The sequence below is a fragment of the Magnetospirillum aberrantis SpK genome, from assembly GCF_011022235.1.
GTDB lineage: Bacteria > Pseudomonadota > Alphaproteobacteria > Rhodospirillales > Magnetospirillaceae > Magnetospirillum > Magnetospirillum aberrantis.
Genome location: NZ_JAAIYP010000047.1, coordinates 1 through 12,866 on the forward strand (window position 1 = coordinate 1; position 12,866 = coordinate 12,866).

The 12,866-nt window shown below is 68.1% G+C and carries 10 protein-coding genes and 1 pseudogene; all 11 read right to left on the bottom strand.

The window, feature by feature from the left end; translation table 11 throughout:
- Positions 1 to 247, bottom strand: a pseudogene (locus G4223_RS20145) (ammonium transporter); the annotation flags it as partial.
- A gap of 16 nt (positions 248 to 263) precedes the next feature.
- The gene (locus G4223_RS18995; RefSeq protein ID WP_163683005.1) at positions 264 to 602 is read right to left on the bottom strand and encodes a P-II family nitrogen regulator; all 339 of its coding nucleotides are present in this window, start codon (positions 600 to 602) and stop codon (positions 264 to 266) included.
- A 276-nt stretch (positions 603 to 878) separates the two neighbouring features.
- Positions 879 to 1,106, bottom strand: a complete 228-nt coding sequence (locus G4223_RS19000) for an aminomethyltransferase family protein (protein WP_163683007.1) — start codon at positions 1,104 to 1,106, stop codon at positions 879 to 881.
- Positions 1,107 to 1,126: 20 nt separating this feature from the next.
- Positions 1,127 to 1,528, bottom strand: coding sequence for a hypothetical protein (locus G4223_RS19005; RefSeq protein ID WP_163683009.1), 402 nt, complete (start codon positions 1,526 to 1,528; stop codon positions 1,127 to 1,129).
- Positions 1,529 to 1,530: 2 nt separating this feature from the next.
- Positions 1,531 to 4,392 carry a 2Fe-2S iron-sulfur cluster-binding protein gene (locus tag G4223_RS19010; RefSeq protein WP_163683011.1) on the bottom strand — a complete coding sequence of 954 codons (2,862 nt, stop codon included), beginning with the start codon at positions 4,390 to 4,392 and terminating at the stop codon, positions 1,531 to 1,533.
- The gene (locus G4223_RS19015) at positions 4,389 to 4,661 is read right to left on the bottom strand and encodes a sarcosine oxidase subunit delta (protein WP_163683013.1); all 273 of its coding nucleotides are present in this window, start codon (positions 4,659 to 4,661) and stop codon (positions 4,389 to 4,391) included. The genes G4223_RS19010 and G4223_RS19015 overlap by 4 nt, the downstream gene beginning before the upstream one ends.
- A gap of 13 nt (positions 4,662 to 4,674) precedes the next feature.
- Positions 4,675 to 5,919, bottom strand: coding sequence for an FAD-dependent oxidoreductase (locus G4223_RS19020; RefSeq protein WP_163683016.1), 1,245 nt, complete (start codon positions 5,917 to 5,919; stop codon positions 4,675 to 4,677).
- A 219-nt stretch (positions 5,920 to 6,138) separates the two neighbouring features.
- Positions 6,139 to 8,709, bottom strand: a complete 2,571-nt coding sequence (locus G4223_RS19025; RefSeq protein ID WP_241004233.1) for a DUF2339 domain-containing protein — start codon at positions 8,707 to 8,709, stop codon at positions 6,139 to 6,141.
- Positions 8,709 to 8,867 carry a hypothetical protein gene (locus G4223_RS19030; protein ID WP_163683019.1) on the bottom strand — a complete coding sequence of 53 codons (159 nt, stop codon included), beginning with the start codon at positions 8,865 to 8,867 and terminating at the stop codon, positions 8,709 to 8,711. Before G4223_RS19030 ends, G4223_RS19025 begins: the two co-directional genes overlap by 1 nt.
- Positions 8,864 to 12,289 carry an acyl-[ACP]--phospholipid O-acyltransferase gene (locus G4223_RS19035; protein ID WP_163683021.1) on the bottom strand — a complete coding sequence of 1,142 codons (3,426 nt, stop codon included), beginning with the start codon at positions 12,287 to 12,289 and terminating at the stop codon, positions 8,864 to 8,866. The genes G4223_RS19030 and G4223_RS19035 overlap by 4 nt, the downstream gene beginning before the upstream one ends.
- 13 nt (positions 12,290 to 12,302) lie before the next feature.
- The gene (locus G4223_RS19040; protein ID WP_163683023.1) at positions 12,303 to 12,866 is read right to left on the bottom strand and encodes a TetR/AcrR family transcriptional regulator; all 564 of its coding nucleotides are present in this window, start codon (positions 12,864 to 12,866) and stop codon (positions 12,303 to 12,305) included.

Here is a 12,866-nt window from a genome sequence, read left to right on the forward strand (position 1 = left end):
GGATGTTCTTCTTGCGCACCAGACCGCCGTAGAACAGGGCCAGGCCGGGAACCAGCATCATCAGCACCAGGACCGAGGACACCAGCATCCACGCGGTGTCGCCAGAGTTCAGCGTCGGCGCGGCCACGGCTGCGGCCGCTTCGGCCGCGGCATCGGCCGCTTCCTGGGCGAACGCGACGCCCGAGGCCAGCAGCGCCGGCAGAGTGGCGGCAAGGGTGGCCCCCGCCTTGCGGAAAGACAGCGTCATTGGGTATTCCCCTCGTTTACAGAGCTTCTGGGCCGGCTTCGCCGGTACGGATACGGATGGCCGAGGCCAGGTCCTGGACGAAGATCTTGCCGTCGCCGATCTTGCCGGTACGCGCCGCGTTCGAGATCGCTTCCAGAACCGGATCGACCAGTTGGTCGTCCACCGCCGCCTCGAGCTTGAGCTTGGGCAGGAAGTTCACGGCGTATTCGGCGCCGCGATAGATCTCGGTCTGGCCTTTCTGACGGCCGTACCCCTTGACCTCGGTGACGGTCATGCCCTGGATGCCGATGCCCGAGAGCGCCTCGCGCACTTCATCCAGCTTGAACGGTTTGATGATGGCGGTAATGAGCTTCATCGCGCTCCCCTTGGATCCTCCGCCTGCCGTCAGCACCCGGCGCGGCACGGGCGGAATGGTGATGAGCCACACATCTTGCAACCGCCGTGCCGGTTTCAAATCGTCAGGAATCCGTGCCCACCGCCCACCGATGCATGCCTTGCATGCCTATTATTTGAGCGCGATTGTCATCTTAGCATAATTTCCAGGCAGTAAACGTCTTCATACGCCCATGAAACAGCGCGGGCGCGGAAGGCATCCCCTCCGCGCCCGCGAAAGCGGTTCCAAGCGTATGGTTCAGGCAGCCAGCAAATGCCCGGCGCCGGCCACCGCGCCACCGTATTCGGCCATGGCGTCCACCACGCAATCCCACAGATATTCCGCCGAGGCGGAATCGGCCAACAGGTGGACAGCGTCACCCTGGCGGATGAGGATGGCGTTCAGACGGGCCACCGAGGTCTGGGCCACGGCGCCATCGGCGAAGACATGGCGCCGAAGGTCGACACCACACATTTTCGCCAGCATCTCGGGCACCTTTGTTCCTTTCAGATGGAACCAGGCGTGGCTGTCCTGGCGCGGCAGCGGGAAACACAAGCCGCCCCCGTTTCCCAGCCCCAGGCACCGTCCAGACGTTCGACCAGTCCCGGTTCGGCGCCGGGCCGCCCCAACACCAGGAACTCGCCGGCCGACAACCGCGCCACCACCGCCCCATCGGACTGAGGCAGCGAGCGGTTGGGGGCGTCGGGAACCGTCACCCCCTGGGCCGCCAGCCAGACCGGCGTGTCGGCGCCCTTGAAGCCGGTGCGGGCGAAGGGCGACAGATCGGTCAGCACCACCGGCGCCGAAACGTTCTCGCCAGGGACCCGCAGCACCGCCAGGGCCGGACCGACGGGGGCCGGCTGGCCGCCCAGCCCGGCAAGGAGGTATCGAACGAAGCTCGCGCGCATGCTCACATCTCCTGACGGGTGTTGTCGGGATCGTAGAAGGGAATGGGCACCACCTTGGCCGTCACCATGACGCCCCCCTCGGCGCGGATGGAGAAGGCCGAGCCGATGGCGCTCTGGTCGGGTGCCACGGTGGCCAGACCGACCACCTTGCCCAGGCTGGGCGAGCGGGTGATCGAGGTGACGCGGCCGGCGATGTCGCCGCCCTTGATGACCAGATGGTTTTCCAAGGGAACCACCGGTGCCGCCGGGTCCAGCTCGAAGCCGACCAGTTGACGGCTGAGCCCCTTGGCCTCGAGCGCGTCCATGGCCGCCTTGCCCAAGAAGTCGGCTTTCTTGCGGCCCACGGCCCATCCCATGCCCGCCTCCAGCGGATGGGTCAGGGCGTCGGTGTCCTGGCCGACGATGATGTGCCCCTTTTCCAGACGCAACACTCGCTGGGCCTCGATGCCCACCGGCCGGATGCCGAAGGCGGCGCCGGCGGCAGCCACGGCGTCCCACAATTCGGCGCCACGGCTGGCCGGGACGTGGATTTCGTAACCCAGTTCGCCGCCGAAGCCGATACGCATGACCCGGGCCGGAATGCCGGCTACCCGGCCGGTACGGATGCCGAGATAGCCGAACGCCTCGCGGCTGACGTCGATGTCGGTGCCAAGCGCGGACAACACCTCGCGCGCCTTGGGACCGATCAGGTTAAGGCCGGCATAGGCGGCGGTGACGTTGGCCACGTCCACCTTCATGCGCCATTGCGTGTTGAAGAACTGCATCAGCCGGAAGACACGGTCCACGCCGCCGGTGGTGGCGGTGACGTAGAAATGCTGGTCGTGCAGGCGGGCGGCGACGCCGTCGTCGATGATGGCGCCGGTCTCGTCCAGCATCAGGGCGTAGCGCACGCGGCCCACCGCCAGCTTGGCGTAGGTCCAGGTATAGACCCGCTCCAGGAACGCCGCCGCATCGGGGCCGCGCACCTCGAGCTTGCCCAGCGTCGAGACGTCGATCATGCCCACACCCTGACGGGCCGCCGCCACTTCGGCCAGCACCGCCGTCTCGGCGTCGGGACCATAATAGGCCGGACGCATCCAGGTGCCCGCCACCATCATCTTGGCGCCGGCCGCCACATGCTGATGGTGCATGGCGGTCAGCCGCGTGGGTTCGAATCCCCGGCCGGCCAGTTGGCCCAGCTTCTCGCCGATCACCGGCGGACGCACGGTGATGGTGCCGACCACCGGAGGCGTGATGCCGGTGGCGGTGGAAAGCGCTTTCTGCACCAGGGCGTTATACAGCTTGCCCTGGCTGGGCCCCATGCCGGCGGTCGAGAACCGCTTGAGCAACTGGATGTGGTCCCAGCCCATGGCGGCGGCATCAAAGATGTCGCGGACCTGGATGTCCTCGTCGAATTCGATGAAGTCCTTGCCCTTGGGATGGGGGAAGATCGGATTGGGATAGGTTCGCCCCTGGGCGTCGCCGGCCACGGCCGGCGGCACGCCGCAATCCTTGCCGGCATGGGCGGCGGCGGCCAGTCCGGCACGGACGCCGTCCTGGGCGCAAGCCCCCCACACCCCGGCCACCGAACCGGCGGCGAACAGGCCGTCCGGCAAGGAGGCGACACGCGGCATGCAGGTGGAATCGTCGGGCACCAGCCGGGCGCCGCCCTGCGACAACAACTGGGTCAGCGGCACATAGCCCACCGACACGCAGACCAGATCGCAGGCGATGGCCTCGCCCGCCGCGCCAAAGCTGCCCGGCCCGGTGACCGGGGCCAGACGCACGGCCTTCACATGGTTGGCGCCCTCGACGGCCTCGGCGATGCAGGTCCGGGCATGGACGGGCACGCCCTTGGCCTTGACCGCCGCCACACGCGGGTCGGCACCGGCGTCGTCACGCAAATCGGCCACCGCCGCCACCGTCACTCCGGCCTCGACCAGATCGAGAACCACGTCATAGGCATCGTCGTTGGCCGCCAGCACCACGGCACGGCGGCCGGGACGCACCGCCCACAGCCGCATCAGCCGTTGCGCGGCGGTGCCCAGCATGACGCCCGGCAGGTCGTTGCCGCGAAACACCGCCGGCTGTTCGTGGGCGCCGGTGGCGACCACCACCGACTTGGCCCGCAGCTTGTAGAGCCGGTTGCCCTTGGTCACCGACAGCCAGTTGTCGGAAAACAGCCCCTGTGCCACCGCTTCGGTCAGCACGGTGATGCGGGGGTCGGCGGTGACACGCGCCACCAGACCGTCATCGTCGGACTGACGGATATAATTGAGGGCACCGCCCAGGGCGACATTGTCGTCGACCAGAACCACCTCGGCGCCGGCGCCGGCCGCCGACAGTGCCGCCGACAGCCCGGCCGGGCCGCCGCCGATCACCGCCACGTCGGCGAACAGGTATTGCTTGTCGTAATGGCCGTGCGGCGTGTCGGGATCGATGGTGCCCAGACCCGCCAGCCAGCGGATCACCGGCTCCCAGAACTTCCAGGTCACGCGGGGCGTGAAGAAGGTGCGGTAATAGAAGCCCACCGGCAGGAAGCGCGAGAACTTCTCCAACAGCCGGCCCTTGTCCGAGGCCAAGCCGCCGAAGGTGTTGACGGCCGAGACCTTGAGGCCGTCCTCGATCGCCCGCTTGCAGGCGTAGACGTTGGGCTCGACCCCCACCTGGACCATGGTGCTGGCCTCAAGCCCGGCCGCCGACACCAGACCGCGCGGCCGGTGATACTTGAACGAGCGCGAGATCATCCAGCGCCCCTCGGCGGCCAGCGCGCTGGCGATGGTGTCGCCGGCCAGGCCGGTGACGGCGGCACCCTCGAAGGAAAAGGTGACGGAACGGCTGCGGTCGATCAGCTTGCCGTAGGGGGCGGACAGGCGGTTGCTCATGGCTGGGCCTCCTGGTCCAGGTATTCTGCGGCCGGATAGGTGCGCAGGATCTGGTCGGTCGCCAGATGGCGTTCGGCGATGAACCAGTACGAGGTGGGCACATGGCACCACCATTCGCGCACCACGTCGGGCTGGTTGGTCTTGTGGAACAGGTAGTCGGCGACCACCGCCGGGTCGGCGCCCGGCCGGGGCCGCGCCCGCACCTCGCCGCCATACGAGAATTCCGAGATGTTGCGCGGGCCGTTGAGCGGACAGGTCATGATCTTCATGGCATGAATTCCCTTACGAACCCACCGAGGCGGCGCCGGCTTCGCCCACCTGCTCGAAGCGGGTGAAGCGGTCGTGGCGGAACGGCTTGATGATGTCGGGCGTGGTGTCGGTGGCGACGCATTCGGCCATGCGCTTGCCGCTGACCGGCGTCGCCTTGAAACCGTAGGTGCCCCAACCGGCGTCGATGTAGTAATTGGCAAGATGAGTCTTGCCCATGATCGGGGCGAAGTCGGGCGTCATGTCGGACATGCCCGCCCATTGCCGCATCATCCGCACCTCGGACAGGAACGGGAACAGCTCCAGCATGTGGCCCATCAGCCCTTCCTTGAATTCCAGGCTGGAACGGGTGCTCCACAGCGGATAGGGATCGACGGCGCCGCCCATCACCAGCTCGCCGCGCTGCGACTGCCAGATGTAGCAATGCAGCGAGCCCGACACGACCACCGCGTTGATGATCGGCTTGACCGGCTGCGACACGCAGGCCTGGAGCGGGATGGTGCGGATGGCAAGGCGAAGTCCGGCCATCTTGGCGACGTGGCTGGAAGCGCCGGCCACCGCCTGAAGCACTCGGCCGGCCTGGACCGTGCCGCGGTTGGTGTGCACCGCCGTCACCTTGTCGCCCGTCACCTCAAGCCCGGTGACCTCGGTCAACTGGTGGATTTCCACCCCCATCTGCGCCGCGCGGATGGCGTAGCCCCAAGCCACGGCATCATGGCGCGCGGTGCCGCCGACGGGATGGTAAAGCGCGCCCAGGATGGGATAGCGCACCGCGTCGCTCATGTTGAGGCGCGGCTCGATCTCGGCCACCTGCTTGGCGTCGATCACCTCGGACGCCACGCCCAGATGCTTGTTGACCTCGGCCCGCCAGCGCATGGTGCGCATGGCGGCGTCGGTATGGCCCAGCGTCAGGTGGTTCTTGCGGGTGTACATGACGTTGAAATCCAGTTCCTGGCTCAACGTCTCGAACAGACCCATGGATTCCTTGTAGAAGGCCACCCCTTCCGGGGTCAGGTAGTTGGCACGCACGATGGCGGTGTTGCGCGCCGTGTTGCCGCCGCCGATATAGCCCTTGTCGAGCACGGCGACCGACTTGATTCCCCAGGTCTTGGCCAGGTTGTAGGCGGCGGCCAGACCGTGGCCGCCGGCACCGATGATGACCACGTCATAGGATTTCTTGAGCTCGGGAGTCGCCGGCAATTCGCGCGGCGGCGGCTTGGAGCGGTCACGGAAACCGGCTTTGAGAAGGGCGAGAGGCATGCGCGTCGTCCGTGGAGGAGAGATGCGCCACCGTAACAAGCCATTTCTTCTCAGGCAACTTTTTTTCTCTTAAGTGCACCAATGGACCTCCCGAAAACCGCCTGTTTCCGTACAATTAGCCAGCGATTCCCACTACTCCGCCATTCTTCAATGCGAAAATCAGTTTCCTGCCATGACACAAATGCGCGGGACGCGCTGACACAAATGCGCGGGACGCGCTCACACCACTTTGACGAAACGGCGGTAGGCGCCGCCCAAGGTCACCAGCACCGCCCCCAGGCCCAGGAACGACAGCGCCCGCCACAGCCCGGCCAGATGGGCGAGGTCAAGCACGAACACCTTGACCACCACCACCAGCACCACCGCCAGACCGGCCCGACGCAACATCGCCTCGCCCCGCCACAAACCGCCGGCCAGCAAGGCGACGCCACCCGTCAGCCACGCCACCGAATAGGCCCACAATTCCGCCTGCCCCACCGCGCCTTGGTTCAGATGCGGCCCGGCGAAGGCGTGCCGCACCTCAAGGCTGAGCCACAGGAAGGCAAAAGCGACGGACACGACGGCGCAGAGCCGGCCACCCCAATCGGGCACCGGCGGCGCCACCCGCCAATGCAGCGCGAACAGCACGGCGGGAACGCCATAGGCCAGCAACAGCACGTTCAGCACCGCCGCCTCGCCCACCGCCGAACCGGTCCACAACGGGTTGTCCAATCCGGCCTGAAACAACACTGCCGTCACGCCGCCCAGGACCAGCAACAGACGCCCGCCCCACAACGCCACCTTGTTCTCGCTCTTGTGCCAGACGACAAAGGCCACAACGCCGCCGGCCAGCCAGGTGGCGGCATGCAACGCGGTCTCGGCCAGCGACGGCAGGGCAGCGATGGTCAGCCCCCCCACCATCACATGATGGATTTCCAGGCTGGCCAGCAGCACCGCGAACAGCATGGCGCCGCCGTCCAGCACCGTCACCGTCAGGTCGGCACCGCTGCGGGCGAAACGCCGCGCCGCCAACCAAAAGGCGACGGCCGGCACGCCATAGCCGTAAAGCAGCCAGTTGACCACGCTGCCTTCGGCCAGGGCGTAATCCAGAATCTGGGGGTTGAACGCCAACCGCACCAGCACCGCCCCGGCCACCAACAGCGCCACCCGGCGCAGCCCGGCCACCGACAGGTGCCATTCCACCCAGGCGATGCCCGGCAGCATCAGGGCCAGCGCCACGCTCAGCCACGCCTCGCGCAAGACGGTGGTGACCGCCAGCGCCAGGGCGGCGACCACCGCCACCGCCACCGCCGCCAACGCCGCCTCGAGTCCCGGATGCTCGCGGTTGCGGGCGATGCGTTCCGCCGCCGCCACCAGGGCGCCGCCCAACAGCAACGCGGCGGCACACCATCCCCATTCGGGCCACGCCTCGGGCCGGCGGGCATAGGCGGCCACCAGCAACAATACCGGCGACACGGCGGCGGTGGCCGCCCACACCCATGGCCGTTGCGCCCCGTCCATCAGGGCGAAACCGGCAAAAGAGAACAACAGGATTCCCAGCGTCACCACCCCGGCGACCGCGCCATCGTCCACCGCGCCGCCACGCCACACCACCACCGCCAGCACCGCCGCCGCCAACCACGGCAAGCGGTCGAAAACCGCGTCGCGCCAACCGAAGGCGACGACGCCGATGGCGAACAGGAACGGCAGCACACGCACCGTCAGCGACGTGCCCGCCGCCTCGGACACCAGGGCCAGAAGGGCGACGACGACCAGGAACGCCGCCGTCACCACCCAACCCACCTGCCGCGCCTCGGCCGGCAGCGCCAGGGCCGGAATCCACGGCACCCCCAGACGGAAAGCGGCGAACAATCCGGCCAAGGCCAGCAGATAGCCGCCCAGCACGATTTCGTCGCCACCGTTCCACGACAGCAGCATCCACGCCAGGCTCCAGCCGGCGCTGGCGGCCAGCACCACCCAGGCCAGCCACCACCATTCGCGCCAGCGCAACAGCACCAGCATGGCCGCCGACACCGCCAGCAGATAGGTGAACAGCGCCAAGGCCTGGGGCTCGGACGAACTCACCAGCAACGGCACAGCGTAGGCGCCGGCCAATCCCAGCAAGGCGACGAAAGGCCCGTGCGACAGCGCCAGAACGGCGGTCAGCAAGGCCACCGCCGCCAGCGTCGCGAATGTCGGCACCGTGCCGACCATGCCGTACAGGGCGTGGGCGGCGAATACCGAGGCGAAGGTCATGGCGGCACCGGCACCGACCAGAGCCGGCGGCACATGACGGGCCATGGCCGGACGCCGCCGCAACACCTGCCCCAAAGCCATCAGACCAAGACCGCCGACCGCCCCCAGGGCAACCCGCGCCGTCGGCCCCAGAACCCCCATGTCCACCGACATCTTGACCAGGAAGGCGCCACCCAAGGCCAAGGCGACACCGCCCAGCCACACCAGCCAGCGTTCGGCCAGGGCCTGTTCCATGGCAGGACGGGCGGCGGGGGCAGGACGGGCGGCGGGAGCCTCGGCCGCCGGTTGTCGTGGTGGCGGCACATGGCCCGGTTCGGGCGGCAACACCTCGACCCGCGACGGGTGCACGGCCTCGGGCGGCGGTTCAGGTTCGGCTTCGGGTGCCGGCTCCCGCACCGGGGCCACGCCGGCGCGCAGCCGCAGCAATTCCTGTTCGACCGCGCCCAGGCGCTTGCGCAATACCGCAAGGTCGCCATCCACCCGTTTGGCCTGGGCCTGGGCGACCAGCGCCACGACAAAGCCGACCCCGGCCAACAGCAACACAAGCGTTCCCATCACGATTCCCCCTGTCCGTGACGCACCCATACCCGCATGTTCCCGGTCGCGGGCACCATTTCCACCCATTGCGCGGTCTCATGGTTCCACACCGGGCGGCGGCTGAACAGTCCGCACAACGTCTTTTCCATGTCGTCGCCGAGCGGACGCTCGATCATGACGCCGTCCCCACGAACGCCTCGGCCAAGCCCTTGACCGCGACGTAATCGGCCTTGCCGGTGGCCAGAAGCGGCAGGCGGTCCACCCGCAACACCGCCTTGGGCGCCATCAGTTCGGCCAGACCGGCGCCGCGGAAATGGGCCAGGACCGCGTCCCGCGTCACCTCGGCCAGTTCGGTGACCAGCACCAGTTGCTCGCCCTTGCGGGCGTCGGCCACCGCCACCACGGCATGGTTGCCCTCGGGCCAGCGGACGGTGATTTCGGCCTCGACCTTGCCCAGGGACACCATCTCGCCGGCGATCTTGGCGAAGCGCTTGGCCCGGCCCAGGATCCGCACATAGCCCAGATCGTCCACCTCGACGATGTCGCCGGTGTCGTACCAGCCGCCGCTCGGCGGTTCCAACACGGCCGGGGCGTCGGCGCGGTAATAACCCAGCATGACGTTGGGACCCTTGACCCACAGCCGGCCGCCTTCATCGACGCCGGGCACCGGCTCGACCCGGAACTCGATGCCGGGCAACAGGCGGCCCACCGTGCCGGCCCGGAAATGCATGGGCGTGTTGACCGCCAGCACCGGCGCCGTCTCGGTGGCGCCATAGCCTTCCATCAGCCGCAGACCGAATTTGTCCATCCACAGCTTGCGGGTCTGGTCCTTGACCTTTTCCGCCCCGGCGAAGACGTGACGCACCGAATAGAAGTCGTAGGCGTTGGCCACCCGGCCATAGCCGGCCAGGAAGGTGTCGGTGCCGAACATGATGGTGGCGTTGGTGTCGTAGACCAGTTCGGGAACGATGCGGTAATGCAGCGGACTGGGGTACAGGAACACCCGCAGCCCCGAGAACAGCGGCAGCAAAAGACCGCCGGTCAAGCCGAAGGAATGGAACACCGGCAAGGCGTTGAACACGCTGTCGGTGGGACTGAAGGCCACACGCGCCGACAATTGCGCGCAATTGGCCAGGATGTTGGCGGAACTGAGCACCACCCCCTTGGGCGCCCCTTCCGAGCCCGAGGTGAACAAGATCACCGCCGGGTCGTGGGCGGAGCGGCCGGCGCGGGCATGCAGACGGGCGGCGAAGGGGCGCAGCAGCAGCGCCCGAAGCTTGGCGAACAGGCCGATGCCGGCCGCCAGGTCTTCCAGATACAGCACCCGCACATGGGCCTTCAGCGCCTGGACCACCGCGTCCAGCCGCGCCTGTTCGACAAAGCGGCGCGAGGTGACCACCACCCGGACCCGCGCGGTGGCGCAGGCCGAGACCACGTTGCCCGGCCCGGTCGAGAAATTGAGCATGGCCGGCACCCGACCATGAAGCTGAAGCCCGAAGAAGGCGGCGACGGCGGCGTTGGCGTTGGGCAACATCAGCCCCACCGCCTCGCCGGCCTTGCTTTCCTTGGCCAGCACCCGCCCCAGCACCAGGGACGCGGTCACCAGCCGGTCGTAATCCAGCGGCTTGCGGGTGACGTCCTCGACCGCCGGGGCCGAGCCGCCGGCCAGCCGCCGGGCATCGAGCAAGGCCGAGAACAAGGTGCGTTCACGCCGCGCCGTCTCGAACATCATGCCCGACATGACGTCGTACAGGGCGGCGCCGATGCGCTGGCGCCGGACGCGACCCTTGACCTCGGCCGGCACGTCGAAACGGCGCGGCGGCAGCACGGTGATGGTGATGGTCGGGAACCAGTGCAGCCGGATCTTGCCCTTGAGCCGCGAGAACGGCGTGACCTGGGCACCGTCGATGCGCACCGGCACCACCACCGCGTCGGCGCGGTCGGCGACCATGCCGGGGCCTTCGTAAATCTTCATCAGGGCGCCGGTGACGGTGATGCGGCCTTCGGGAAAGATCACCAGGGACCGCCCCTCGCGCACCGCGCCGATCAGGCTTTTGGTGGACATGGGATTGGTGGGATCGACGGCGAAGGCATCGACCACCCGCAGGAACGGGCGCACCCACCATTGCCGGGCGACCAGCGTGTTGACGGCGAACACCGGCCGCTCCGGCAGGAAGGCGGCCAACAGGGCGGCGTCGATGAACGAGGTGTGGTTGACCACGATCACCGCCCGTTCACCCATCTCGGGCAGGTTCTCGACACCGACCACCTTGACCCGATAGGCCAGCCGGAACAGCGCGGCGAACAATCCCTTCAGCACCGCGTCGGGCAGCAAGCCGCAGATGTAGAGGGCGACGCCGAGATTGGCCGCTCCCATCAGCAGGAACAGCCCGGTCACCGACACCCCCGCCGCCAAAAGCACCGCGCAGGCCAGGGCGCCCGCCACCATGAACAAGGCGTTGGCGACATTGTTGGCGGCCACCGCGCGGGCGCGGGAATCCTCGTCCGAGCGAGCCTGAAGGATGGCGTAGAGCGGTACGATGTAGATGCCGCCGCAGACCGAAAAGGCCAACAGGTCGGCCAGCACCCGCCAGGTGCCCGGCCGGCTCAGGAACTCGCCCAGCGACAGCAGCACCCCCGATGCCTGGGCCGAGCCGGCGGCGGCGTAAAGGTCGAAGGCGAACACGGTCATGCCCAGGGCGGCGAAGGGAACGTGACGGGCGGAAATCTCGCCCTTCAGCAACCGCCCGCACAGCACCGAGCCCAGACCGATGCCCACCGAGAACATGGTCAGCATCAAGGTCACCGCATGGTTGTCGGCGCCCAGCACGTCCTTGGCGAAGGCCGGGAATTGCGACAGGTAGGTGGCCCCCACCAGCCAGAACCACGAGATGCCCAGCACCGCCAAGGTCAGGTCGCGCCGCGCCCGGATCAGCCGCCACAGCGCCCAACTGTCGCGCAGCGGCGCGAAGCGCACCACCACCTGGGAATTGCCGTCATGGGCACGCGGCAGCATCAGCGCGGCACCGAAGCCCAGGACGGCACAGCCCAGCATGGCCGCCCCCACCATGGCGACGCCCCCATCCATCAGGATCAGCGTGCCGCCGGCGATGGTGCCGACCAGGATGGCGAGGAAAGTGCCGCCCTCGATCAGGGCGTTGCCGGCGATCAGTTGGTCGCGGGCCAGAAGCTCGGGCAGCACCGCGTATTTGATCGGCCCGGTGAAGGTGGATTGCGTCCCCAGAAGGAACAGCGACGTCAGCATCAGCGGCACGCTTTCCGCCGCCAGTCCCCACAGCCCCAAGGCGGCGACGGGGATTTCCACCGCCTTCCAGAACTTCATCAGCCGGGTCTTCTCGACATGGTCGGACAATTGTCCGGCCAGGGCCGAGAACAGGAAGAACGGCGCGATGAACAGCCCGGCGGCCACGGTGGCCAGAACCGTGGGCTCCATTCCGGCGCCCGAACCCAGGCGGTAGATCACCAGGATGACCAGGGCGTTCTTGAACAGGTTGTCGTTGGCCGCCCCCAGGAACTGGCTGACGAACAACGGCCAGAAATGGCGATGGGCCAACAGGCGGAAAGTCCCCTCATGCATGATGCATCCCCCCTCAGGGATTGAGCGTGCGCCAGCAGGCGGCGGCGACGGTGGAAGACAGCGGCAGAAGCGGGCCGGACAGCCGGCCGTAAACCAGGGCGGTGGCCGGTTGCAGCAACAGTCCCAGCACCAGGGCGCAGGCCAGGTCGGGATCGGTCATGGTGACCTCGCCCGCCGCCTGGGCCTCAAGGATCATGGCGCGCAGCACGGTGACCGGGTTGTCGTCGCCGTCACCACCGCGCGCCAGCGCCTGATGCTGAACCAGCAGCAGGAAACGAAACAGGGTCGGGTCGGCATCATGAAACCCGAACACCAGGGCGGCGACGGCGTCGAGCCGGGCCCGCAGCCCCGCCACCGCCCGCACCGTGCGCAAACGTTCGGCGAAGGCCGCATAGTTGGACAGGAACAGGTCGGCGACCAGATCGTCCTTCGAGGCGTAATGGCGGTAAAGCGTGCCCTCGGCGATACCGGCCGCCTGGGCCAGATCGCGCACGCTGGTCTCGGCGACCCCGCGCGACGAGAACAGATCCAGCGCCGCCCGATGGATTTTTTGCCGGGTATGGCTTGCGTCACGCAT